The organism is Imperialibacter roseus, from assembly GCF_032999765.1.
GTDB lineage: Bacteria > Bacteroidota > Bacteroidia > Cytophagales > Cyclobacteriaceae > Imperialibacter > Imperialibacter roseus.
The window spans coordinates 1,493,434-1,519,296 of record NZ_CP136051.1 but is presented as its reverse complement, the minus strand read 5'-3'; the positions used below and the strand labels follow the sequence as shown (position 1 = coordinate 1,519,296).

Below are 25,863 nucleotides of genomic sequence, written 5' to 3'. Positions count from 1 at the left end.
GATCTTAGTCTGTTGACAGATTATTCATTCCGATGGGTAGGGTATTCCTTATGGCTATTTCATGAGGAGTTTTAAGAACGGATTTCACCAGCGAAATAAGCAAGATCGCACGGCATTTTCACGTCGGTCTTTTAAAGAATGGAAGAACGGTCGACCGAGGTGAAGGCGGGTTGAAAAGGCCTTCAAAATAAATAACGATAAAGTCCTTTGAGGGAGAGGCTAATTCTATTAAGTTAAGAGGTTCCGAATCACAATTCTATTTTTACCCCGAACCCTAAACCGGGCACCCCTAAAGGGCGCATCGATTACTATAGCAGGCCCTTTAAGGATTGAGGGGTGCCCGGCTTAGGGTAAAATGCTCTTAACTTAATAGCATTGAGGAAGACACTACACGCCCGGGAGATAAGCTCCTAACTGGCAACAGGTTTTTGTTGGCATTATTTCTGGTATCCCTATCTTAGCACCAAAGCCAACCAACCATGAAAAAATATTATCACCTGTTCATTATTTTAGGCGCTGTTGCCATGCTCTCAGGCTGTGCCAGTGGGAAAAAAGCGCTCCAAAAGGGTGACTACGAAAGGGCAGTGTCGCAGGCGATCAACCGGCTCCGGTCCAACGACGGGCAGAAAAAGGCCAAAGCGACGCTCGAAAAAGCCTACAAGTATGCACTGGAGTCTCACTTGGGAAATATCAAAAAAGCGAAAGCTTCCAACGATATTATGAAGTGGGAGTCGGTTGCGAGAGATTATCAATACATCAATTTTTTAGCTGACGAAATCCAGAGATGCCCTGGCTGCAGGGCGGTAGTGCCCAACCCGGCCCGCTACGATGCTCAGCTGACCGAAGCAAAGAGAAATGCCGCAGAGGTGCACTATAACCTTGGAGTTGAAGCGCTAAAGCGGAAAGAACAACGCACCAAAGCCATTGAAGCACATCAGCATTTTATGGCCGCTCAGGCGCTAGCGCCCAGATTCAAAGACGTGGAAGAGAAGCTCGGAGAGGCCCTGTACTATGCTACGCTCCGTGTGGTAGTGGAGCCCATACCATCTCCTTCAAGAATGTTCAATATCAAGCACGAGTTCTTTGTCAACAAAATCAATGAATACCTGCACAACACCGTGATCAATCAATATGTGCGGTTTTACACTCCAGGCGAAGCAAATGCCGAGAAGTTGGATTATGTGCATCACATTATCACCATGGAGTTTGACCGCTTCAATCTGGGCAACGTGTACAGCAACAAAACAACCACCGATGTTAGCCGGGACAGTGTGGTGATTGCCACTAAAGACAACGTGAAAATTTATGGCACGGTGAAGGCCAAACTTACCACCAACGAAAAGGCCATTACAGGGAATGGTGTGTTGGATTTTAAGGTGTTCGACAACAGCCTGAATAAAGTAATCACGCAGGAGAAGTTTCCAAGTGAGTACACCTGGTCGATTTGCTGGGCCTCCTTCAATGGCGACGAACGTGCACTCACCGAGGAGCAACTCAAAATGGTGAATACAGTCGAGGCTTCCGCACCCAGCCCTCAGTTTATGTTCGAGGAATTTACGGCACCGCTTTATGATCAGGCCATTAGCAAGATCAGGAGTTATTACCGCAATTTTTGACGGGTTTTCGAACGAATCAATCGTTGTATGGATGCAAACTCAACTGCGTGACGGCAGTCCCGGAGCGCCGCCAGACATAAAATCCCGATTCGATTCAAAAGTTGAATTTGTGATCTGCCCTAATGACAGCATGTCCTGGCTGTTCATTTCCGTCTCCTCAAAAAAATCAATTATATTCATCCCCCTGTTCTAATATACAATCCCTTATGCGCTACCTGCTCATCCTATTACCCTTTGCTCTCCTCCTCTCCTGCCAAACCACACCTCAGCAAGACTGGCCAGCTGAGTCCCTCACCACCAAACCATGGACACGCTGGTGGTGGATGGGCAACGCTGTGGACGATGCCAATATCAGAAAGCAGCTGATCGCCTACCACGAGGCCGGGCTGGGCGGCGTAGAAATCACCCCCATCTATGGTGCTATGGGTTTTGAAGAGCAGTACATCGACTACCTCTCCAAAGACTGGATGGATCGACTGCAAACTGTGATCCGGGTGGCTGACTCCCTGGGCATGGGCGTCGACATGAACCTGGGCACAGGCTGGCCCTACGGTGGCCCGCAGATCACGCCGGAGTATGCTGCCTCCAAAATGATTGTGCAACAATATACCTTGAAAGCAGGGCAAGCACTGAAAGAGAAAATTACTGTCAACGATGAGAAGCAGGCAGCCATGCATCCCAAGCTGGCAACATTAATGGCTTATAGGCCTGAATCAACCATTGACCTGACTGATTCGTTGAATGAGAATGGGCTTTTGCAATGGGTCCCCGACGCCAACTATGAGCTCTATGCCATCTTTGCCGGCAAAACGGGGCAAATGGTGAAACGAGCCGCCCCGGGAGGCGCCGGTCTGGTGATGGATCACCTTAATAAAGAATCTTTCCCCGTTTACACAGCCCGATTCGGAGAAGCCTTTGGCACACCCGGCCCCAATATCCGAAGCTTTTTCAACGACAGCTATGAGGTGTACGGCGCCAACTTCACGCCTACATTATTCGATGCCTTTGAGCGCAACCGTGGCTACGACCTCAAACCATACCTGCCCACCCTCCTCAGTAGCGATAGCTCAGCAACTGTTCGCAGGCTCAAGGCCGACTACCGTCAAACTATGGGCGAAATGTTGCTGGCCAACTTCAGTGAGCCCTGGAAAAACTGGATCAACAACCACGGTGCTTTGTCACGCAACCAGGCGCATGGCTCCCCCGCCAACCTGCTGGATGTGTACGCCGCTACTGACATTCCGGAGTGCGAAACCTTTGGCTATTCCGGGTTCGATATTCCCGGCGCCAGGAACTACACCCACTCCAGCCGTCATTTGCCACCGGATCTTTATATGCTCAAGTTTGCTTCCTCGGCAGCCCATGCGGCTGGCAAGCCATTGGTGTCGTCCGAAACATTCACCTGGCTGGGCGAGCATTTCAAAACGCCCCTTTCGCAAACCAAACCCGAGCTCGACCAGGCTTTCCTGGCAGGGGTAAACCACGTGTTCTTTCACGGCACTACCTACAGCCCCGCCGAAGTGCAGTGGCCTGGGTGGCTCTTCTATGCCTCCACCAACTTTGCCCCATCCAACAGCTGGTGGCCCCATATCGATGGGCTCACCGGCTACATCAACAGAAGTCAGTCGGTGCTGCAAACCGGGCAGGCCGATGGCGACGTGCTGCTCTACTTCCCCTACGACGACGCTGCGTACTTCTCCGGCAAGAAAAGCCTGGAGTACCTGTTCACAGTACACAATATCGATGAGTGGCTGCACCCGACCAACTTTTATGCGACGGCCAAAAGGCTGACAGAAAAAGGCTACCTGGTTGACTATATCTCTGAGAGCTGGCTGGAGAAGCTGGCCGTTCCCAACGGGCAGCTAAGCACCGGCCCCAACGGCACATCATACAAAGCACTGGTCATTCCCAAAATGACTTTTATGTCAACCAAAGCACTGAAAACCCTGCTTAAACTTAAAAAGCAAGGAGCAACTATTATCCTACAGGGGTTGCCGGAAGATGTGCCTGGCCTCCACAATTTGGAGCAGCGAAGGGCAATTCTCGACTCATTAGTGATGGAGCTCGGCACCACCACGAGTCCCGCCGGTAACGTACAGGCATCGTTAACAGCTGCCATGATTCAGCCTGAACGACTGGCGGCTCTCGGCTTGAAGTTTGTACGCAGGGTGGATGGCAACAATACCTATTATTTTATCGTCAACCAGCGACCCGAAGCTTTCGATGGATGGGTGCCATTTAACAAAGCTTTTAAGCAAGCTGTGATACTGGATGCTATGACAGGCCGTGCTGGCAACGCCGAAACAAAGGCCGAAAACGGGCTAACGCAAGTCCGCATGCAAATCAAATCTGGCGAGTCTCTTTTCCTCAAGGTGGGCAACGAAAGCTCTGCTACCGACTGGAGCTATGCCAACGAAACCGGTGGAACCGTTGCGCTCAATGGCCCTTGGGCACTTGACTTCAAAGCTGGCGGCCCCAGCCTGCCCGGCAACAAAACCCTGGACAAACTCCAGCCCTGGACAACCCTGGGAGATTCACTGGCCGACCAGTTTTCTGGCACTGCTACCTACGCTACCCACTTCATCCTGGCTTCAAAAAAGGATGACTACCTTCTACAGCTTGGCGATGTGCGGGAAAGCGCCAAAATATGGGTGAACGGGCAGTATGCAGGTAATAGCTGGGCTGTGCCCCACGAGTTGAGGATTGGGAAATACCTAAAAGAGGGCGACAATACCATAGAAATAGAAGTAGTCAACCTAATGGCCAACCGCATTCGCTACATGGACAGGGCTGGGATAGAGTGGCGCAAGTACCACGAAATTAACTTCGTGAATATCGACTATCAGGCGTTCGATGCCAGCAGCTGGGAGGTGCAGCCGTCGGGGTTGTTAGGGCCAGTGAAGTTGGTGGAGGTAGATTAAGAAGTCGTTGTCTACTCCTTTGCAAACCGATACCGGATTCCCCAGCTACCCCTCAATAGAGGATCGCTGCTTCCGACAATAGCTGCCAATTCCATTTGAAAGCCAAAATTATCCTTTGTGAAAGGATATATATTCATTCCCAGCGGAACAACGATGCCATCCAGTATCTGTACCCTCGCCCCAAGTCCAGTGTAAACATCAACATTCTCATCTTTTTTGAAAATATAGTTGAACGTCAGCTCCAGGCTGGTGTTGTCAAAGTAATTGTCGGTTCCAATCCTCAACTCAGGCAAAAATCTCTCTTTGAATTGGTAATTGATCCCCACAAAAGGAAGGTTGGACTGGTGAATGCTGGCCCCGAACTGGGCATTTGCAAATTGACTCAAAAGACAAAATGCAGCAACAAACAGAATATTTCTCATGTTGTAAGTGTTAGAGTAGCGTAATAGTAATACATCACTCATAGCAAAAATATCTCCAAAAATTATTCGTGATAAGTTTTTGTTACTTTACAGACTAATAAATAGTGCAATATTAGGCAGCTTTACTTTGGAAACATAGCTATATCCGCCGGCTTCACCTGGGCAGCCCTGGTTTCACCTGAAAATAGCCATCATCTTCTTCCTGGGCGGGACTAGTGCTTTTCCTTTCACTTGCATCCAGTTCTCTGAAAAATGGAATGGACGCCCAGCGATTCCTGTACATGGAGGGTGGCCCACCGACCTCCAGCCTGTGCATTCCCATAGGCAGGCTAGAGATGTCGATATAAGCCAGGTAGCCCGGTTGGCTGGTCCGAAGTCGGTAGTGATAAAAAAGTGGGTAATTGATCAACAGGCTATCATCTATATAGATATGGTAGAAATTCTGGATAGCAGGCATATCTCGTGCATCCCTGGTCAAGCCCTTGCTTGCCGCCACCAGCGAATCATAGTTGATATTCGCCCGAATCGAATCTTCCCTCGCTATGCCAGCGGGAATGAATAGTCGGAGCACGTTTCCATCGATAATATCAGAGGGGATTTGCGCCTGATAGGAGAAAAGTTCTTCATTCTGGTCCTCGTAGTAACCGGAATACACCCTTAGCCTTTGATCCCGGGCATGCCAAAAATTTAAGCGTGAAAATGAGCTTCCGTCGTAGACATCACTCGTGGTCTCATCCAATCCAAATAGACTCAAGACAGTAAATAAAGTCAAGATCAGGAAGAGCACCCATTTATTGGAGTTACTGACAAAAGCGAAATAGATGGGTCTGTAATACTTACCCAACGTGAGCGCACTGATCGCCACATGGATAGGCCAATAAACTTTACTGATCAAGGTGAACCGACGAAAGAACCCCAGCGTGAGAAAGTCAACTAAACCCAATATGGCAATAACCATCACCACAACCACGTAAATCTCAAATACAAAGCTGTTGGTGAAATTTACACTACCCTGCACCATCACTCCGATGAAAAAGGGTAGAACCAACAACGTGAAAAAATAAAGATAAGCACCCACGATGCTCATGAAGAGCATAAATGACAGGGAAAATAAAGAACTGCAGAGCTTTTCCAGATTGATGATGACCCGCTGAAAAGGTGGGATTTTTTCGATTCTGGTCTTAAATCGGTTTTTAAACTTAAGTTCCTCTACCCTCACTCCGTTAGGAAAAGTATAGCTTAAACCCACCATCCCTACCCAGACACCCCGGCAAATCAAATGAAGGATAAGCCCCAGTATCAGCCAATAGATACCAAGCTTGAATATGCCCACCAGATTGTCTACGTCAGTTGTAGTGCTATAGAACTGCGACTTAAAAAAAACCAGCACCTTATCAAGCAAAGGAGGCACCTTGAACATGCCAAAAAGAACTATACCCGAAAGCAGCACTTCCGGTTCCCAGCTTCTTTGCTGGAGGTCTTCAAGCCATTTGGGGGTTTCCTCTTTTTCCATAAAAGTTAGGTTCGTTCCGTAAAATACAGCTGCCGAATGGCTTCAGAAAACTGTCCGATCCATTTTACGCTGCTAGTGCCCGGCAGTGTCGGCTGTCACCATCTCCTTATTATTCCTGGACCACTCGCTCCATGAGCCTACATACAGTTTTGGAATATCAAGGCCAGCATAGTCGGCGGCCAGCAACAAGTGGCACGCAGTAACGCCCGACCCGCAGTGCACAATTACCTGGTCGGCAGGTGTATTGCCAAATACAGCCTGATACTTGTCTTTTAACGCTTGGGGAGATTTAAAAAGACCATCGCCGGTCAGGTTGTCACTGAAGGGAACATTGATAGCACCGGGAATATGTCCGGCGATCAAATCGATGGGCTCCGTAAGACCGGCATACCTTTTGGCATCCCGAACGTCGATAACAATGTGGTCTTTTGCTTTGGCAACCTTCTCCACCTCCTGCATATCAGCCTGAGGCAATTTCCATTCGACTACCGGATAAGGAGCTACTTTTCCGGGGATTTCCATTTTTGACGACGTAACCAGCCCGGCCTTCTCCGCTGCCAAAAGCCCTCCGTCGAGCACCTGAACTTTGGAGTGTCCAATTGCCCTCAGCATCCACCACAAACGAGCGGCTGCATTAGCACCACCCATGTCGTCATACACCACCACATGACTCCCGGGCGTGATCCCCAACCGGCCCAGCGCCTGCGAAAATTGATCCGCCGTAGGCAATGGGTGCCTTCCCCCTTCTGCTGCATTGGGCTTTACGTTGGCAAGGTCTTTATTAGTGTCAGCAAATAAAGCCCTGTCAAGGTGCTTCGTACTGTAGTTTTCTCTGGCTTTCGGGCCACCGCTTGCATCCACAATTACCAGATTGTCATTCTGATAGATAGCTTGAAGTTCTTTGGCGCTTATAATAGGAGACAATTTGATGTTCATTTGGTCTTTAAGATTCCGGGTAAAATAATTGGCAAAGGGTGTGAGAGCAATATAAGGAAACTTCCTCCAACTAGGTGAGAATCCTCGCCACCGATCGGGTTTTTTAGAAAACCGCTAGTACCGCCTCGACGACTCACGGACAACAAGCCGACTTTTTATAAGTTCTTTCTGCTGAGTGAACTCCTTGGATGAGATTTGTTTTAACAAAATTCTTGTCGCTGCTACTCCCATGTCGAAGGCTGGATGCTCAATACTGCTAAGGGTTGGCTCTACAAAATCGCAGATGACTTCATTGTTAAAGCCCAGCACCGCCACATCTCTGGGGATGTGTAACCCCTTCATTTTTAAAATATGCATCATTTCGAGGGCCGAAATGTCATTGATGGCAAAAATCCCATCTGGCTTCTCCTTTGCATCAAACAGGTACCTGGTGTACTGCTGCACATGCCCAGCCTGGTAGTTGGCTTGCACAATAAGCGACTCTACCACGGGGATATTGTTAGCTTTGAGCGCCTCCAGGTAGCCATTGAGCCTGTTACGGCTATTAAAAAGATGTGATGGCCCAGCTACAAAAGCAATTCTTTTACAGCCTTGTTGGATCAGGTGCTCTGTTCCCTGAAAACTGATATCAAAATTATCGGAATATACCTGAGACACCGCCAACTCCTCTAATATGCGGTCGAAAAAAACCAGCGGTATGTCCTTATTGATCGCATACTGAAAATGGTCGCTCCGGTCTGTTTGCCTTGACACCGATACCAGCAATCCATCCACCTTGCTCGACATCAGGGTTTGCAAATTATTCTGCTCAAGCGTCAGCGTTTCATTCGACTGGCAAATCATCACATTATACCCGGCACTGTTAGCCACCTCCTGAATCCCTCCTACAGCCTTGGCGAAAAAACGATTAATAGTTTCCGGAATAATCACCCCCAAGGTATTGGTCCGCTGAAGCTTTAACTGCCGTGCCAGTATATTAGGTTGGTAGTCCATTTTAAGCGCCAATTCCTTCACCTTCCTGGCTGTCTCCTGGCTTACATCATAGTGGTTGTTCAAGGCCCTTGATACGGTAGATTTTGATATTCCCAGTGTGCGTGCAATGTCTCGGATGGTAGAGTCAGATTTGCTCATTATTAGATTTTGATAGCTCAATGTAAAGCTAAAAAAAATTTCGGTACCGTTCCCGGGACAGATACCGTTAAAAAAAAATTCTCAAATCTGTTTTGTTCAGATTTTGAGAGTAAATTTATTTCAATCGATTGAAATCGACTACCTACTTAAACAATGCTTATAACCAAAAGAGCTTCAATTACCGGGACAAAATTGGCTCCGTCAAAATCTGTTGACAGTATAGACTGTTTGCTCTGGAGAGTGCTACGTGATGACGACTCTCAGGCGTTTGAAAAATTATTCGTTGTTGGCTATCATCCGCTTCGCAGCTTCTGCGAGAAATTGGTTGAAAATAATGAAGTCGCTGAAGAATTAGTAAGCGAAGTTTTCCTTAAAATCTGGATCAATCGAAATGTGATTGTCATTTCCAGCTCCCCCAAGTCATATCTTTATACAGCGGTCAGAAATATCTCTTTCGATTACCTTAGAAAGGAGAAGAAATACAGCTTCACAAATATCGAGAACGAATTGGCTATTCCCTGCGATCACTTCGACCCGCAGAAACGGTCGGAATATGCTGAATTGCAGGAAAGTATAGATAACGCTGTAGCCAGGTTGCCTAAACAGTGTCGCCTGGTGTTTCAGCTAAGTCGTGACCAGGGCCTGCGCTACGTTGAGATTGCCGATAGGCTTCATCTCAGCGTTAAAACCATTGAAACACAAATGAGCCGTGCTTTAAAGTCATTAAGGAAATCAATAGTATAATTTTTTTTCACCATTAAACTGTCTTCCAGGATAAAGAAGAGTATTTATATGTCGCCAAAACAAAAGAAAAGTAGCTCGATTTTAGTAACTTACTAAGTGCCTCAAAGCCATACTGGCGATAAAGGCGTTGGGTCTAAACAAATTAAATTCATTACATTATTTATAAACCCTACTTACTATGAATGAAATTTTATCAAAATGTAAGCGAGTCCTGTGGTGCTTTCCGGTAGGATTGGCACTTGTTGTGATTTGCTCCGGCCAGGCGATTGCCAGGCAGGATTCGACGGTATCAGGTACGATCACATCTGTAGAAGATGGCTCGGCTCTACCTGGTGTCAACGTGATTGTGAAAGGAACAACCACGGGAACAGTGACAGATATTGATGGGAAATACTCGTTAAGAGTTCCTTCAAGAGACGCCGTTTTGGTGTTTAGTGCCATCGGCTTTTCTACCACAGAAGTGACCGTCGGCTCCCAGTCTCAAATAAGTGTTGGGATGGAAGTGGATGTCAGATCCCTCAGCGAAGTTGTGGTGGTTGGATACGGAACCCAGGATAAGCGGGACGTAACAGCATCTATCGCTTCTATTGATGGCGAAGCGCTTACCAGAATACCCACAGGTAACGCAATGGAAGCCATGAAAGGCCAAATAGCTGGCGTTGACGTTCTGGCAAATGGTGGCCGTCCAGGCCAGGGGCCGAAAATCACCATTCGTGGTAGAAGATCACTGACTGCTACAAACGACCCACTCTTCGTAGTGGACGGTATACCGATGACTTCTGGCACTAACTCCATTCAGGACTTTAACCCCTCAGACATCGAGTCTATGGAAGTGCTGAAAGATGCAGCTGCAACAGCCATTTATGGATCAAGAGGCTCTAACGGTGTAATTCTTATTACTACCAAAAGAGGCAAGCCTGGTAAAACTTCGGTTACCTACACCAGCACTTACGCTGCAACTACTCCTTTCAAAACCATCCCTATGATGAATGGTGCTGAATTTGCCGACTTGAAGCGTGAAGCCAACAGAGTAGATGCCAATGGTGCATCTGGCAGAGGTGCCTGGGGCGATGCCGGCTCTTCAATTCCGGCTGACGATGCAGTGTTCGTTGACCCGGTTGAGTTGCTTTCGGCACAAACAGGTCGATCTACCGATTGGCAAGACTTGATCTACCAAAACGGTTCTCAAATGAACCAACAAATCAGTGTGAACGGTGGTACCGAGAAAACACAGGTAAGTTTGTCTCTTAGCTACTTCAAGGAAAATGGTTTAGTTGAAGGAACCGACTTCGGAAGATATACCGCACGTGTGAATGTTGACCATCAAATCAACAAAATATTCAAAGTAGGCATGTCTACGCTGTATTCGCATTCAGTTCAAAACTGGGGTTCAGGAGCAACTATTTCTGAGGCGGTTAACCAAACTCCACTTGGAATGCCTTACGATGATGAAGGGAATCTCATCTTCCTTCCTATTTCAGATGGTATCCGTACCAACCCTTTGAATGAATTGGTACCTGGTAAATACATTGACGAAAGAACAATCAACAGGCTGTTCTCATCTGTGTATGCGGAAGTACAAATTTTAGATGGACTGAAGTACAAGTTCCTGATTGGTCAGGATTACCAGGCTTGGGAAAGAGGCCGCTTCGAAGGTCAATTCACTCAGGCCCGTAAAAACGGTACACCTGCTGCAGGACTTTTCAACCAACAGAGCTTTGGTTATACTCAGGAAAACCTGCTGACCTACAATAAATCATTCGGAGATCATAGCCTTGGTTTGACAGCGCTACAAAGCTCTGCACAGCAAGATTCAACAAGATCAGGTTTGGTTGCGATCAATCTACCCTACGAAACAGCGCAATGGTACAACCTCGGTCTGGGTACTATCTCCGACTATGGCTCACGTCTTGAGAGTTACAGACTACTTTCTTACATGGGAAGAGTGAACTACTCATTCAAAGGCAAATACCTTTTCCAGGCGAGTATGCGTTGGGATGGTTCTTCTCGTTTGGCTGAAGGTAACAAGTGGAATGCTTTCCCTGGTATATCAGTAGGATGGAGAATGAAAGATGAGGCGTTCCTTTCTGGGGTTAACCTTATCAGTGATTTGAAGCTAAGGGCTTCCTACGGAAAAGTAGGAAACACAGCAGTATCACCCTACCAGACACAGGGTGCGCTCAACCAGTCGGTATATAGCTGGAACGAGGCCGATGCAAGAGGATTTGCACTTGGCGGCATCCCTAACCCGGATCTGAGCTGGGAATACTCAGCAACTACCGACGTAGGTTTCGATTTTGGACTCTTCAACAACAGGTTGACGGGTACATTTGATTACTACCACACTTCAACTGGCGTTTCATTGCTTCTAAGAAGAGCACTACCTCCTACATCTGGTTACACCTCTATTCTTCAGAATATTGGTGGAACGGAAACCAATGGGTATGAAATCACTTTGGGAGCTACCATCCTCGACATGTCAAATGGACTGAAGTGGAATGCTGACTTCAATATGGGCCACTACTCGGAGAAAATTGTTGACCTTGCCCAAAGAGACGCAGATGGCAATAAGATAGACGACGTAGGTAGTGGTTGGTTCATCGGACAGCCTATTCGTACATTCTATGACTATGAGAAAATAGGCATCTGGCAGGTATCTGAAAAAGATGAGGCTGCTGCGTTTATGGGTGCTGTACCTGGCGAGATCAAGATAAAAGACCAGGATGGTGATGGTAAGTTCACCCCGGATGACCGTAAGATACTTGGTAACGACGTACCGGCTGCCTACGGTGGATTAACCAACACTTTAAGCTTTAAAGGTTTTGACCTGTCATTCTTTTTCTACTATCGCCTTGGCTTTATGATCGACTGTCAGTTTTGCCAGGGCCAGGCAAGTATGCAGGCCCGTTACAACAACCTGAAAGTTGATTACTGGACCATTGATAACCCTACCAACGACTACCCAAGACCTAACAAAAATCAGGAAGGTATTACCAACGGTAGCACGCTTAGGTACAGAGATGGAGGCTATGTGAAGCTTAGAAACATCACACTAGGTTACAGATTGCCATCAAGCGTGCTTGAAAAGCTGAGGTTCAGCAATGTGAGAATCTATGCAACGGCTCAAAACCCTATGGTTTGGTCTAAGTTCAAGTTATTTGATCCGGAAAGAGCTGATGACTTGGGATCTGGTGAGATGCCTTCCAACCAGCTATTCATGGGTGGACTTAGTGTAACATTTTAAGGGGAATCAAAACCGAGAAAATAATGAAGAATAATAAAAATATAAAATCGATAATACTGGCGCTGGCGCTGATAGCGTTCACTGCTCAGTCTTGTTCTGACTTCCTCGATGAAAAGCTGATTTCAGATGTTTCGGCTGGAAGTTACTACACTACAGCAGCCGGTTTGGAAGATGCTGTAGATGCCACTTACTCGTTCTTGCGTGAAATCCACAGTAATGAGCGTGCCTACATGCTGACCATTTTTGGTACAGACACACACACAAACGGTGCTGATGGTGGTTACAAATCATTCAACTTTTACGATAATGGTTTGAACCCTACTGTAAACATTCTTGATCAGCAGTGGACTTTCCTTTATCAGGGAATCAATCAGGCCAATGCGGTATTGAACCGTTCGGAAGCAGTATCAGATATGAGTGCTGCATTAAAAACCCAGCGCCAGGCCGAGGCACGTTTTCTAAGGGCGTACTACTATTTCTACCTGGTGCAAACCTGGGGTGATGTTTACCTTACCCTTGAGGAAACCATCGGTGCAGAAGTAGAAGCTGCTCCTTCACCTCAATCGGCTGTTTATGCAGATGGCATCATTCCTGATCTCGAGTTTGCGATTGCCAATTTGCCAGATGCGCAAAGCGACTATGGCCGTGCTACAAAGGGAGCAGCTCAGTTTCTATTAGCCAAGGCGTATCTAACACGAGGCCAGCAGTCTTTTGGCTCTCCTGCAGATTTTGCAAGCGCTAATACTTTGTTTTCAAATGTGATCAATGACCACGGTTATGCGTTGGTTGAATCTCACGATGCGCTGTGGGATCAGGACAATCAGATCAATTCAGAAATCATTTGGGCGGTGCAGTACGCTACTGATCTTATCCTGAACGGTGGTAATGGTGGCGTAGGTAACAGGGGCCATCTTTATTTCTTGATGGAATATGACATCCGTGCGGGTATGATTCGTGATATTGAAGGTGGTCGCCCGTTCAAGCGTTTCAGACCAACTGATTATATGAATTCTGTTTGGGCAGAAGACAGGGATATTGATGCCAGGTACGATCAGACCTACAAGCATGCTTATATCAGTAATAACCCCAAAAGCATTCCTAAGTGGGAACAAGTGCATGTAACCAACGGAGCTAAGAAGGCAGATGGTTCAACCGTTACTGCAAGCGACATAGGAACAGACAGATTCACAGTTGGAGATACAGCGATATATGTTCCAGGGCCTGGCAAAGACGCTGAGTGGATGACAGGCAAGAAATTCCAGGTTCGCTACAACGTAATCACTCAGGATCCGGCTTTTGATGGCGACCAGTATTTCTATACAGAAAGATTGTTCCCTACTTTGAAAAAGTTCATTGATCCCCGCAGACCGACTATCCAGTGGGAACGTGGGTCAAGAGACTGGTTCGTGATGAGACTGGCTGATGCCTATCTGCTTCGTGCTGAAGCTCGCTTCCTGGCTGGAAACAGCGCCGGAGCTGCCGACGATATCAACGTGGTAAGAACAAGAGCTGCCAAAGACGGCATGGAGGCAGCGATGCAAATCACCGCAGCTGATGTCGACATCGACTTTATCCTGAGAGAGCGTGCTCTCGAATTGGATGGCGAACAGTGTCGCTGGTTTGACCTGGTAAGAACAGGAAAACTGGTGGAGTATGTTAGAGCCTACAACCCGCTTGGGGCAGGCAATATTCAGGACTACCACACCAAACGTCCGATACCGCAGACACAGATAGACAGAACTGTTGGTGGATACCCTCAGAACTGTGGCTATCCGGGAGCAGATTGTAATTAAACTTCAGTAATAATTAAATAGCAGTTTTTGATGGGCCGGGCATATTGCCTGGCCCTTCTTATTTTATTGAGGGGTGTCAACGAATCAATTTGACTAATTGATTCCACCAGTTTCATAAATGCTTTTGGCTGTGAGAAAAGAGAAAGGCTGGTGAACATCCTTTAGTCTTGCAAAGCCCTTAACTTTGACCTAATTTTAAAAGAGCAGGTAAGTCAGTCAACAACCATTGGATTTCGGCTGACTGCCTACCCAAATCATATTGCCGTTATGCTGTTTAAACTACAAATACATCTAACCTCCATTTTCGGAGCACTTCTGCTTTTATCGATACTTGCGGCCTGCGAAACCAAGACGGATGTCGTCTCGACGCCTGAAGAGAAGAAGGAAGTACCTGTTTTTAAAAGGCTCCCCGGGACCAGCAGCGGAGTTACTTTCCGCAACGACGTGGATGAGAACTACGACAACTACTTCGATAATTTCGCCTACGTGTACAATGGTGGCGGCGTTGGTATTGGAGACATCAACAATGATGGACTCGCTGACATATATTTTACAGGTAATGAAGTGCCTAACAAGCTTTACCTCAACGAGGGGGACCTGAAATTCAAAGACATTTCTCAATCAGCAGGCGTGGAAGGCAATGGCCGGTGGAACAACGGCGTGACCATGGTAGACATCAATGGCGACGGCTTGCTTGACATATACGTCTGCAAGGGCGGCTATCACGATAGCGAAGAAAAAAGAACCAACTTACTATATATCAATCAGGGAGACCTGACCTTCAAGGAACAGGCAAAGGAGTTCGGGCTTGACGAGTCTGGCTACTCCATACATGCGTCATTTTTTGATATGGACAATGACAACGATCTGGATGTTTACCTGACTAACAGGCCGGATTCGTTCGACCTTCCACTCACTGAAATGATCCGGCAAAAAAAGCTGTCTCCCTCCTTCAGCAGAGATAAGCTATACAAAAACGAGAATGGCAAGTTCCGTGAAATCGGTGTCCAGGCTGGCATCAAAAACAATTTCGGCTATGCGCTCAGCGTAGTTACCGCTGACTTTAATGGTGATGGTTATACCGATATTTTCGTTGCCAATGACTTTGCCGAGGGTGACTATATGTACATCAACCAGAAAAACGGCACTTTCAAAGAACAGATCAAAGAAACCACCAACCACATCTCGATGTACTCGATGGGTACTGATGTGGCAGACATCAACAACGATGGGCTGGAAGATATTATGGTTACCGAAATGCTTCCCGAAGATTACAAGCGATCAAAGGTATCCATGCCCTCAATGGACGTCGAAGGGTTTTACAATATTGTGAACGGAGGCATGCACAAGCAGTACATGCACAATGCGCTCCACCTAAATCAGGGGAATTCATTCTTTGGCGACATTTCGCAAATGGCCGGAGTGTCCAAAACAGAATGGAGCTGGTCGGTTCTGATGTCAGATTTTGATAACGACGGATACAGAGACGTTTTTGTCGCCAATGGTTATCGCCGTGATGTGTTTGATGGGGACCTTGACAAGAAACTACGGGATTTTGTCCTAAAAAACAAAAGCAAATACACGTCGATGAACGACATGCTTAAAAATGGTTACAAGGATTTCATTGAGGTATATGATCCCATTAAGGTGAAAAACTACCTTTTCAGAAACACCGGCAACCTGCATTTTGAAAACGCAATAGACTCATGGGGCTTTGATGAAACCAGCTTCTCCAATGGTGCAGCGGTGGGCGACCTGGACAATGATGGAGACCTGGAACTTGTCATCAACAACCTGGATGACGAAGCTTTCATCTACGAAAACACCTCGTCTGATCGCAATAATTACCTGAAGGTAAAGCTCGACGGGCCTGCTACGAATGCAGATGGCATGGGAGCTAAAGTCACCATATACTACGATGGCAAAATTCAGTTTTTCGAGAACAAAACTGTAAGGGGTTATCTTTCGTCAAACGACCCAATAGTCCATTTCGGTCTGGGTCAAGCTGCTGGCATCGACAGCCTTAGAGTTTCATGGCTTGATGGTACGCAGAATACTATGTCTATTGCTGGCGTCAATCAAACAGTTGTTGTTTCCTACGAGAAAGCAGTGAAGCCAAAGAAACTTCCCGCTTCAAAGGAGTTATTGTTTCAGGCCTCGCCCGGAGTATTGGCGGAAACTTTTGTGCACAAGGAAAACGAAGTGAATGAATACAAAGACCAAACACTGCTTCCACACAATTTCTCGATGAGCGGGCCTTTCATGTCAACTGGTGATGTTAACGGAGATGAAGAAGACGATCTATTCATTGGTGGTGCTTCTGGCCAGGCCGGGCAGCTTTACATACAGTCAAAAGGCAAGCTGGCTAAAAAATCTACAGCCGCCTTTGCAGCAGACAAAAGCTATGAAGACATGGGATCCACATTGTTCGATGCTGATGGCGATGGAGACCTTGATCTTTATGTTGTGAGTGGAGGAAGCGAGTTTCCTGACAAAGCCGAGCAATACAAGGACAGGCTTTATTTGAATGATGGGAAAGGCAACTTTGCCAAGTCAGCAACCATCAACACGCAAAGCAGCGGATCGGTGGTAGTGCCTTATGACATTGACGGCGATGGCGACCTTGATCTTTTCCGTGGTGGGCACGTTATCACCGGTGCCTACCCCTACTCGCCCAGAAGCTATGTGTTGATTAATGAGTCCGGACAATTCATCGATCAAACCAAGGCACTCGCACCAGACCTTACCGACGTGGGCATGGTAACCTCTGCCATCTGGGCCGATTTGAATGGAGATAAAACAGCCGAGCTGGTGATTGTAGGCGAATGGATGCCTGTGATGGTATTTGCCAACGTTAACGGGAAGCTAAAAAACGCCACCGTGATCTACGGACTTGACAAAACAGAAGGCTGGTGGAACAAAGTGGTGGCCAACGATATTGACGGCGATGGTGATCAGGATTTGATTGTTGGAAACCTGGGCGAGAACTACAAGTTCAAAACCAACTTAGAAAAACCATTTCAGGTGTTTGCCAAAGATTTTGACAACAACGGGACTAATGATATTTTCCTGGCCCGTTATTACAACGACTCTGTTTTGGTGCCCGTTCGTGGTATCGAATGCAGCTCCGGCCAGGTACCATCCATTCGACAAAAATTCCCCAGCTACCTCTCCTTCGCAAGCTCGGATCTTCAGTCGATTTTAGGGCCGGGAATGAACTCAGCGCTGAATAAAAAAGTCTATACTTTTTCAAATGCCATTCTGGTGAACAATGACGCAAAGTTTGAAAGTAAAAAACTGCCTATCGAAGCGCAGCTTTCAGCGGTCAACGGCATACTCGTGGAGGATTTTGATGGCGATGGCATCAAAGACCTTCTTGTGGCAGGCAACAAGTTCGACACAGAAGTAGAAACCACTCCCAATGATGCCTCGCCCGGAGCGTTTTTGAAAGGGCTTGGTAACTTCGAATTCAAGGCAGCGGGAAGCCTTCAAAGCGGCTTCTTTGTACCCTTCAACGTCAAAGATGTGCAAATGATCAAGTCTGGAAAAAATTGGCTGGTGCTTGTTTCATCCAATAATGACATGCTAAGGATTTTTTCGACCTCCCGGGCCACCTCTGATGAAAAAGTAGCGCTCAATAAATAGTTGGATATGCGTGTAGAGAGAAAAGGATGGGCCTGGGTGGTGCTCACAGCCCTGGTTTGTGCAGGATGCAGTTCGCCGGCGACAGAAAACACCGTATCACTCAATCGCCTGGCGAAAGCGAGCAGCCCCTACCTGCGTGAACACGCCGACAACCCCGTGGACTGGTACGAATGGGGAGACGAGGCCCTGACGAAAGCGACCAGTGAAAGCAAGCCGCTGATCATCAGCATTGGCTATGCTTCGTGCCACTGGTGCCATGTGATGGAGGAAGAGTCTTTTATGGACACCACGGTGGCTCGCATCATGAATGCGAATTTTGTGGCAATCAAAATCGACAGAGAAGAGCGGCCCGACGTCGATCAGGTATACATCGACGCCGCCCAACTTATCTCAGGCCGTGCTGGTTGGCCGCTGAATGCATTTGCTCTACCAAACGGCAAGCCATTCTACGCAGGCACCTATTTTCCGAAAGACCAATGGATCAACTTGCTGAATCAAATCACCGAGGCATACAAGTCTGATCGATTGAATGTAGACAAACAGGCAGCCGCCGTCACTGAAGGCATCCTTGAAAACAACATGATTGCTTCAGCTGAGTCAGAAGCAAATACCGAGCTACTTCAAACCTATCAAGGCATATTCACTAACTGGGAGCCAGAGCTAGATTATTTATCTGGCGGCCTGGCAGGGGCACCCAAGTTTCCAATGCCCGTCGTTTGGGAATTCCTGCTTCAGGAGCACCGCCAAAACAATAGTGAACGTACCCTGAAAGTGGTCAGCACTACCCTCGATGCTATGGCTGCCGGTGGAATTTACGATCACCTGGCGGGAGGGTTTGCCAGGTACTCGACAGATGCAGAGTGGAGAGTACCTCACTTTGAAAAAATGCTGTACGACAATGGCCAACTGGTTAGCCTGTACGCCCATGCTTATCAGCTAACGAAAAATCAGGCTTATGCTCGTGTGGTGGAAGAAACACTTTCGTTCGTGGGCGACGAACTTACCTCGCCGCAGTCTGGCTTTTACTCCTCACTGAATGCCGATAGCGAAGGTGAAGAAGGCACATTCTACGTGTGGACAAAAGCTGAAATAGAAGCGCTTCTAGACACAAAATCGGCGGAGCTCTTCTGCGACTATTACGGTATCACTCCCGAAGGCAATTGGGAGCATTGGAAGAACGTCTTGTACAGGCAAACCGGCCTTTCAAAGCTGGCCACAAAGCCTACGCTGACCGCAGATGCGGCGACAACGGCAATTGAAAAGTCGAGAAAACGACTTCTAGCAGCCAGAAATAAGCGGATCCGGCCGTCGCTGGATGATAAGATACTCACCTCCTGGAACGCCCTTATGCTGTCGGGTTACATAGATGCCTACTGGGCATTCGGCAAACCGGAGTACCTCGATATTGCCCTTAGAAATGCTGACTTTCTAAAGAAAAACATGATAAGAAGCGACGGCGGACTGTGGCGAAGCTATACAAATGGCGGGCCGTCGATCGAGGCCTTCCTCGACGACTACGCTTTCCTCTCGCTGGCATTCATCCAGCTTTATCAGGCTACTTTCGATATTAGCTGGCTTGAGCAGGCCCGCAGCCTTGCCGACTATGCCGTCACACACTTTCACGATACATCTACTGGCTTCTTCTACTACACATCCAATAAGTCGGAGCAGCTGGTGGCGAGGAAATTCGAAATCGCCGACCAGGTAATCCCCTCGTCGAACGCAGCTATGGCCGAAGTACTTTTCAAACTCGGGCATTACTATGAATCTGCGGCGTATCTGGACATGAGTATGAAAATGGTGAGCTCACTTTCAAAAGACTTCACCCAAAGCGGCCCTTACTTTGCCAAATGGGCGAGCTTGATGGGCTTGCTGCTGAACGAACCCTTTGAAGTTGCAGTGATGGGGCCAGATGCACTGGAAAAAAGCCGGCTTTTAATGAAGGAGTATCACCCAGGAATGCTGCTTATGGGAGGGGACAGTGAAAATCTTCCCCTGCTTGAAAATAAGCTTGTAGAGGGCGAAACCATCATTTATGTATGTCAAAACAAAGTATGCAAGCTTCCGGTAAAAAGTGTGGAACAGGCGTTGAAGCAGCTAAGTGGCAATTAAACCTATCACTATTGAACTCATGAAGTCAAGACTTGATTGTGTTTTCCTGGAATTGACAGGTAATTTTTGCGCCTTCCTGCCGAAAACAGCCTATTAAAAGATTCATTTCTTCTAACTTTGAACCAATAAAATCACCGTTGCCTTTAAACCATTTGAGACTGTGAGGGTCTTATCAACTATTATGGTTAGCCAACTTTAAACAGAAAACTTAACTAATGAGGATTGAACTAAACAGAACCTTTGCCTTGAGAGCAAATATTTTACTGGCAGCATTCATTTTTCTCTTTTCAAGCTGCAACAAAGAAGTGGCCGAAACCCTCACAGCGCAAGACCTATTGGACAGCGCCCTGAAAAATGTAGACCAAACTCAGCTGGATATTGACACAAAGATCATTGACGATTCGCTGGCCGTTTGGGGTTTTACCGACGTTATTTTAACAGAACCACAGGGTGTTCGATACAAAATTGATACTCTGGGCAATGGAGAGAAGCCCAAATTGGAGAGTATCGTATGGATCAAGTACTCTGGCAAACTGCTCAGTACTGGCGAAGAATTCGACGCTGGCGATAAACTGGAAACCTACCTTTACAGACTAATAGCCGGCTTCCAGACAACATTGCCGCTCATTCCGAACGGGTCTACAATTACATTATACATCCCATCAGGACTTGGGTACGGAGCAAATGATGTCCGTGACAGTTCCGGCAAAGTGGCCATCCCAAAAAACTCCAATCTCATCTTTGACATTGAGCTGTTTGGCGTTTTTTAAGGACAGCCTTTCAAACTGAAAATGCACCGGGGTTTCCTATGCCTTAGATCTTTTTTGGAATAGCGTAAGGTGCCCGGTACTCCCTTTTCGTCATAGCATTGGCTTCATCGTCACCTGGGAACGTCTCCGTTTTTGGGTCGAAGGTCAAAACACGGCCAGTGTGATAGGCAATATTCCCCAGGTGAGCCAGGCCTGACGACAGATGGGCCGTCTCAACAGGTGCATTGCACATAGCTGGATTTTTGGCCAGCACTGCATCGACAAAATTTTGATAGTGGCTGCCGCCCTCTTTTCTTGTTGGCCCAGGTGTCTTGTCCTTGCCCAAAAACGTCTGGTACTCATTGTATCCATTCACCACCATGTACCCCTCGCTTCCGTAAAAGATGTTTCCAATGCCGACGCCATCTTCCTTGTTAGTCATCCATGGGCGAACCTCGAACTGAATCATCTTCTTTTGATCCGGGTAGTGGTAGGTGGAAGTCAACACTTCAGGGGTTTCTTTGTAATCATCCCACAGGAACTTCCCTCCCATCGATGCGATCTGGGTAGGCAATCCCACGTCCAGCCCCCACATGCACAGGTCGGTTTCGTGAATGCCCTGGTTGCCTACGTCGCCATTGCCATAGTTCCAACTCCAGTGCCAGTTGTAGTGCACGTAGTTTCTGGAGAAGTCCCGCATCTCGGCAGGGCCAGTCCAAAGATCGTAGTCGAGTCCTGCTGGCACAGGCTCGGTTCCTTTGTCACCAATATCAGGCCTCCACTTAAACACAAGTCCCCTGGCCATATAAACATTACCAATGAGTCCGTCACGCAGGTGCTGAATAGCCTCTTGCATGGCTACTGAGCTCCGAAGCTGCACGCCGTGCTGAACCACACGGTTGTACTTTTTGGCGGCTTCAATCAATTTCTTACCCTCGTAAAGGTTATGAGTCCCTGGCTTTTCCACGTAAACATCCTTGCCTGCCTGCATGGCCCAAATGGCGGCTAGCGTGTGCCAGTGATTTGGCGTGGCAATGCTCACTGCGTCAATGTTTTTGTCGTTAAACACCTTTCTCAAGTCCTGCTCCATTTTCACTTTAGCGCCATATGTCGCCTCAAATTCTCCAGCCCTGGTGGTCAGGATATTTTTATCAGGGTCACATAGTGTCGCCACCTGAGCGTTTTCAAGGCCCTGAAATCCCTTGATGTGATCTTTCCCTCTGCCGTTTACGCCAAGTACAGCCACCTGCACCTTGTCGTTGGCTCCAAAGGCACTTGATGGAATAATGGTGGGGAAGCCCAGCACAATGGCAGCTCCCGTGGTGTTTTTAATAAACTTTCTTCGGGTGAATGGTTCTGGCTTTTTCATAATAGTAAAGTAGGTTTTTATAATATTGCGAATCGCTTTTCATTCGTTAAGTGAAAGTGAAATGAGAAAGGCTTGTTCGGCGCCGGAAAGTAGGGAAAACCCTACAAAAAAGGCGCTTGACTACTATAAGACGGATTTTTCCCTTATCACCCTTAGCTTGTTCTTTTGCTCCAGAAAAAAGCGAGGAACATGTAAGGATCGGCCATGAAAATTTCGTCATAACTATGACAATCCGTAAACTCATCCAAAATCAAAATATAAATTACATCATTAATGGATTTACTAGGTAAAATAGCAAAAACAGGTGCTGCGTTATTCCTGTTTACACTGATCGCCCACGTTGGGTATGCGCAAATGAAGGGTGTGAAGTTTGTAACTGACGAAAAGAACAAAAAGGTAGATGTGATGATAGATGGAAAACTCTTCACATCTTATATCTATCCCGAGGATCTGGACAAACCTGTACTTTATCCGATATATACCGCAAACGGGACGGTGATTACCAGAGGCTTCCCCAGAAATCCAAGAGCAGGAGAGCGGGTAGACCACCCTCACCATGTTGGGCTATGGTTCAATTATGGAGATGTAAACAATCTTGACTTTTGGAACAACTCGTATGCCATTCCTGCTGATCAAAAGAAGGATTATGGCAGCATCCGCCATCAAAAGGTAATAAAAGCAGAGGGCGGCAAAACCAAAGGCACATTGGTGGTGCAAGCGAACTGGGTTGACAACTCAGGGAAGGTGCTCATGGTTGAAGAAACAACGTTCATATTTTCAGGAACCGACGACCTTCGTACTATCGATCGTACAACGAAGCTCACAGCTCAAAAAGACAAAGTGGTTTTTGAGGAGTCGAAGGAAGGCATGATGGGTATCAGATTAGATCGGGCATTTGAAGAGCCCAGCAACAAGCCGGAAGTGTTTACCGACGCAGCAGGAAACCCAACCACCGTAGCCGCCCTTAACAACGAAGGCGTGAATGGTGTGTACAGAAACAGCGGCGGGCTTGAAAAAGGTGACGTATGGGGCAAGCGTGCCGACTGGGTCAGCCTTTCTGCTACCAAAGGAAACGAAGATATTACCATTGCCATGGTGGACAACAAGAAAAACATGGGCTATCCGGCACACTGGCATGCTCGTGGCTACGGGTTGTTTGCTGTCAACAATCTCGCATCCAAGTCATACGTTCCCACCGATCCGGAGTTCACTACCACACTGAAGCCAGGTGAATCAATTGTTTTCAACCACAGGGTACTGCTCAGCTCCGGTAAGTTTTTGAGTGATGAAGAAATGAACAAACAGTTCAAAGAGTTTAACAAGTAGGCAATTCATGAATCAATCCCCCAACCAACTATTTTCGGTAGAAGGCAAAACAATTGTAATCACCGGTGGCACCGGCATATTGGGCTCGGTGATGGCGAAGAATATGGCTGCTGCTGGTGCTCATGTGGTCGTTCTTGGCAGAAGAGAAGATGCAGGCAAAGGCCTTGTCAATGACATTGAAAAAACTGGTGGTAAAGCCAGCTTTTTCAAGACCGATGTACTGGACAAAGACAACCTGTTAGGTGTAAAAAAAGATATTCTGAAGACGACCGGGCAAATTGACGTTTTGGTCAATGCAGCTGGCGGCAATATGCCGGGTGCTACTATCTCTCCCGACAAAACATTCTTCGACCTTGATACGAAGGCTTTTCAGCAGGTAGTTGATTTGAATCTGCTGGGCACTGTGCTACCCTCGCAAATATTCGGCGAGGTAATGGCCGCCAACAAAAAAGGCATTATCGTCAACATTTCATCCATGTCGGCATTCAGGCCTATCACCAGGGTGGTGGGTTATTCAGCTGCCAAAGCTGCCATTGACAATTTCACGCAGTGGCTTGCGGTAGAAATGGCCAAAAAAGTAGGCGAGGGCATACGTGTAAATGCCATTGCTCCAGGCTTCTTCCTCACAGAGCAAAATCGGGCGCTGTTAACTAACCCCGATGGCACACTAACAGCCCGTGGAAATGCTGTGATCAACCAAACACCATTTGGACGATTTGGCGACGCCGAAGAGCTCATCGGAACCTTACTTTGGTTGTGTTCCGACGCCTCTAAATTTGTTACCGGCGTGGTGGTGCCTGTCGACGGCGGATTCAATGCCTATTGTGGAGTTTAGTCAGTGATAACTTAAATATTTTGAACGCATGTCAATGGAAAGCGTGCAACCAACAGGACTTCTTACGATTAACACCTAAACATGAACCCAACCTTTTTGACCGAGGACTTCCTTTTACAATCGGAAGAAGCAAGACAACTATATCACAAGCATGCTAAAAATGCTTCCATCGTAGACTACCATAATCACCTTTCTCCAAAAGATATTGCTGAGAACCGTCAGTTTTCGGATCTTACTGAAATCTGGCTGGAAGGTGATCACTATAAGTGGAGAGCAATGCGAATCAACGGCATAGATGAGCGCTACTGCACCGGCAATGCCACACCTGAAGAGAAGTTTGTGAAGTGGGCGGAGACAGTGCCAAAAACCATGCGCAATCCGCTTTACCACTGGACCCACCTGGAGCTTCAACGGTATTTTGGGGTGACAGAGCTTCTCAATGGTAAAAGTGCCCGGAAGATCTATGAAGATTGTTCCACCATGCTTCAGAGGGAAGACTTCAGGGTGCAGGGTTTGCTGGCGAAAATGAAAGCAGAGGTGGTTTGCACAACGGACGATCCCTGCGACGACTTGCATTACCACGAGGAGATGCAGTCGTCAAAAACGCTCAAAATGCTGCCAACCTTCAGACCTGACAAAGCATATACATTTGCTGGTTCCGCATCGTATGCTAGCTACGTGCAAAAATTAGCAGAAGCCTCTTCCGTCAACATCAGCTCTATTCAGGGCTTATTCAGAGCCCTTGAAAACAGAGTAAATTACTTTCATGACCACGGCTGCCGTGCGGCAGATCACGGGCTGGAGACTCTCCCTTTTAGCAACATTACCGAAAAAGAAGCCGAGAAGCTTTTTGTTCAGGCCTTAGAAGGGCACCCACTGACCACTGCTGAGGCAGTTGGCCTTCGTTTTATTATCCTAAGCCACCTCAGCACACTTTACCACAGCAAAGGCTGGGTGCAGCAATTTCACCTGGGAGCCTTAAGAAACAACAATGACAGGATGCTGCGGGAGCTGGGCCCCGACACTGGCTTTGATTCCATTGGCGATTTTCCACAGGCCCAAACCATGGCCAGGTATTTCAATCACCTCGACAGCGGCAATCAGCTGGCAAAAACCATCCTTTACAATCTCAACCCGGCCGATAACGAGCTATTCGCTACGATGACCGGCAATTTCAACGACGGAACAACTGCCGGGAAAATGCAATGGGGAAGCGGCTGGTGGTACCTCGACCAGAAAGATGGCATGGAGAAGCAAATGAACACACTGTCTAACATGGGCCTTCTCTCTGTTTTTGTGGGGATGGTCACCGATTCCAGAAGCTTTCTGTCCTTCCCCAGGCACGAATACTTCAGAAGAATACTTTGTAACCTTATCGGAGAAGATGTGAAAAACGGTGAGCTCCCAAATGATATGGCGCTGCTGGGTCAAATGGTGGAGGATGTTTGCTACAACAATGCAAAAACCTATTTTGGTTTTTGATTCGTAGCTACATTGTGCCAGATCC

General features: G+C 47.3%; 16 protein-coding genes. 11 read left to right on the top strand and 5 right to left on the bottom strand.

The genetic code is table 11. From position 1 onward, the window contains the following. The first annotated feature begins 479 nt into the window (after positions 1-479). Together RT717_RS06575 and RT717_RS06570 are read left to right on the top strand one after the other, a co-directional pair. On the top strand, positions 480-1,616 hold the full coding sequence (locus RT717_RS06575; protein ID WP_317490947.1) for an outer membrane protein assembly factor BamD: 1,137 nt from the start codon (positions 480-482) through the stop codon (positions 1,614-1,616). A 206-nt stretch (positions 1,617-1,822) separates the two neighbouring features. Beyond that, the gene (locus tag RT717_RS06570; protein ID WP_317490946.1) at positions 1,823-4,537 is read left to right on the top strand and encodes a glycosyl hydrolase; all 2,715 of its coding nucleotides are present in this window, start codon (positions 1,823-1,825) and stop codon (positions 4,535-4,537) included. Positions 4,538-4,548: 11 nt separating this feature from the next. Here the strand turns inward: RT717_RS06570 and RT717_RS06565 are convergent, their stop codons facing one another. From RT717_RS06565 to RT717_RS06550, 4 genes are all read right to left on the bottom strand, one after another. Next, a complete protein-coding gene (locus RT717_RS06565; RefSeq protein ID WP_317490945.1) occupies positions 4,549-4,959 on the bottom strand; it encodes a hypothetical protein in 411 nt (136 codons plus the stop codon). A 154-nt stretch (positions 4,960-5,113) separates the two neighbouring features. Then, complete coding sequence (locus RT717_RS06560; RefSeq protein ID WP_317490944.1) at positions 5,114-6,472, bottom strand: hypothetical protein; 1,359 nt, start codon at positions 6,470-6,472, stop codon at positions 5,114-5,116. 72 nt (positions 6,473-6,544) lie between these two features. After that, entirely contained in the window at positions 6,545-7,408 is an 864-nt protein-coding gene (locus tag RT717_RS06555; RefSeq protein ID WP_317490943.1) for a sulfurtransferase, read from the bottom strand. Between the two features lie 114 nt (positions 7,409-7,522). Next, the gene (locus RT717_RS06550) at positions 7,523-8,539 is read right to left on the bottom strand and encodes a LacI family DNA-binding transcriptional regulator (RefSeq protein WP_317490942.1); all 1,017 of its coding nucleotides are present in this window, start codon (positions 8,537-8,539) and stop codon (positions 7,523-7,525) included. A 153-nt stretch (positions 8,540-8,692) separates the two neighbouring features. On the opposite strand from RT717_RS06550, the gene RT717_RS06545 reads away from it, so the two are divergent. From RT717_RS06545 to RT717_RS06520, 6 genes are all read left to right on the top strand, one after another. After that, positions 8,693-9,283: an RNA polymerase sigma-70 factor gene (locus RT717_RS06545; protein ID WP_317490941.1), complete on the top strand. Its 591-nt coding sequence runs from the start codon at positions 8,693-8,695 to the stop codon at positions 9,281-9,283. Positions 9,284-9,461: 178 nt separating this feature from the next. Beyond that, entirely contained in the window at positions 9,462-12,527 is a 3,066-nt protein-coding gene (locus RT717_RS06540; protein ID WP_317490940.1) for a SusC/RagA family TonB-linked outer membrane protein, read from the top strand. A gap of 23 nt (positions 12,528-12,550) precedes the next feature. Continuing rightward, positions 12,551-14,320: a RagB/SusD family nutrient uptake outer membrane protein gene (locus RT717_RS06535; RefSeq protein ID WP_317490939.1), complete on the top strand. Its 1,770-nt coding sequence runs from the start codon at positions 12,551-12,553 to the stop codon at positions 14,318-14,320. Positions 14,321-14,587: 267 nt separating this feature from the next. Further along, the gene (locus tag RT717_RS06530; RefSeq protein ID WP_317490938.1) at positions 14,588-17,965 is read left to right on the top strand and encodes a VCBS repeat-containing protein; all 3,378 of its coding nucleotides are present in this window, start codon (positions 14,588-14,590) and stop codon (positions 17,963-17,965) included. Between the two features lie 6 nt (positions 17,966-17,971). Then, the gene (locus RT717_RS06525; RefSeq protein ID WP_317490937.1) at positions 17,972-20,077 is read left to right on the top strand and encodes a thioredoxin domain-containing protein; all 2,106 of its coding nucleotides are present in this window, start codon (positions 17,972-17,974) and stop codon (positions 20,075-20,077) included. A gap of 215 nt (positions 20,078-20,292) precedes the next feature. Further along, on the top strand, positions 20,293-20,847 hold the full coding sequence (locus RT717_RS06520) for an FKBP-type peptidyl-prolyl cis-trans isomerase (protein ID WP_317490936.1): 555 nt from the start codon (positions 20,293-20,295) through the stop codon (positions 20,845-20,847). A gap of 43 nt (positions 20,848-20,890) precedes the next feature. On the opposite strand, the gene RT717_RS06515 is transcribed toward RT717_RS06520, so the two are convergent. After that, on the bottom strand, positions 20,891-22,195 hold the full coding sequence (locus RT717_RS06515; RefSeq protein WP_317490935.1) for a Gfo/Idh/MocA family protein: 1,305 nt from the start codon (positions 22,193-22,195) through the stop codon (positions 20,891-20,893). 273 nt (positions 22,196-22,468) lie between these two features. On the opposite strand from RT717_RS06515, the gene RT717_RS06510 reads away from it, so the two are divergent. The 3 genes from RT717_RS06510 to uxaC all read left to right on the top strand — a co-directional run bounded on the left by RT717_RS06510 (position 22,469) and on the right by uxaC (position 25,838). Then, complete coding sequence (locus tag RT717_RS06510; RefSeq protein ID WP_317490934.1) at positions 22,469-23,521, top strand: DUF6807 domain-containing protein; 1,053 nt, start codon at positions 22,469-22,471, stop codon at positions 23,519-23,521. 7 nt (positions 23,522-23,528) lie between these two features. After that, on the top strand, positions 23,529-24,356 hold the full coding sequence (locus tag RT717_RS06505; RefSeq protein ID WP_317490933.1) for an SDR family oxidoreductase: 828 nt from the start codon (positions 23,529-23,531) through the stop codon (positions 24,354-24,356). An 81-nt stretch (positions 24,357-24,437) separates the two neighbouring features. Beyond that, positions 24,438-25,838 carry a glucuronate isomerase gene (gene uxaC / locus RT717_RS06500; RefSeq protein WP_317490932.1) on the top strand — a complete coding sequence of 467 codons (1,401 nt, stop codon included), beginning with the start codon at positions 24,438-24,440 and terminating at the stop codon, positions 25,836-25,838. Positions 25,839-25,863 lie beyond the last annotated feature (25 nt).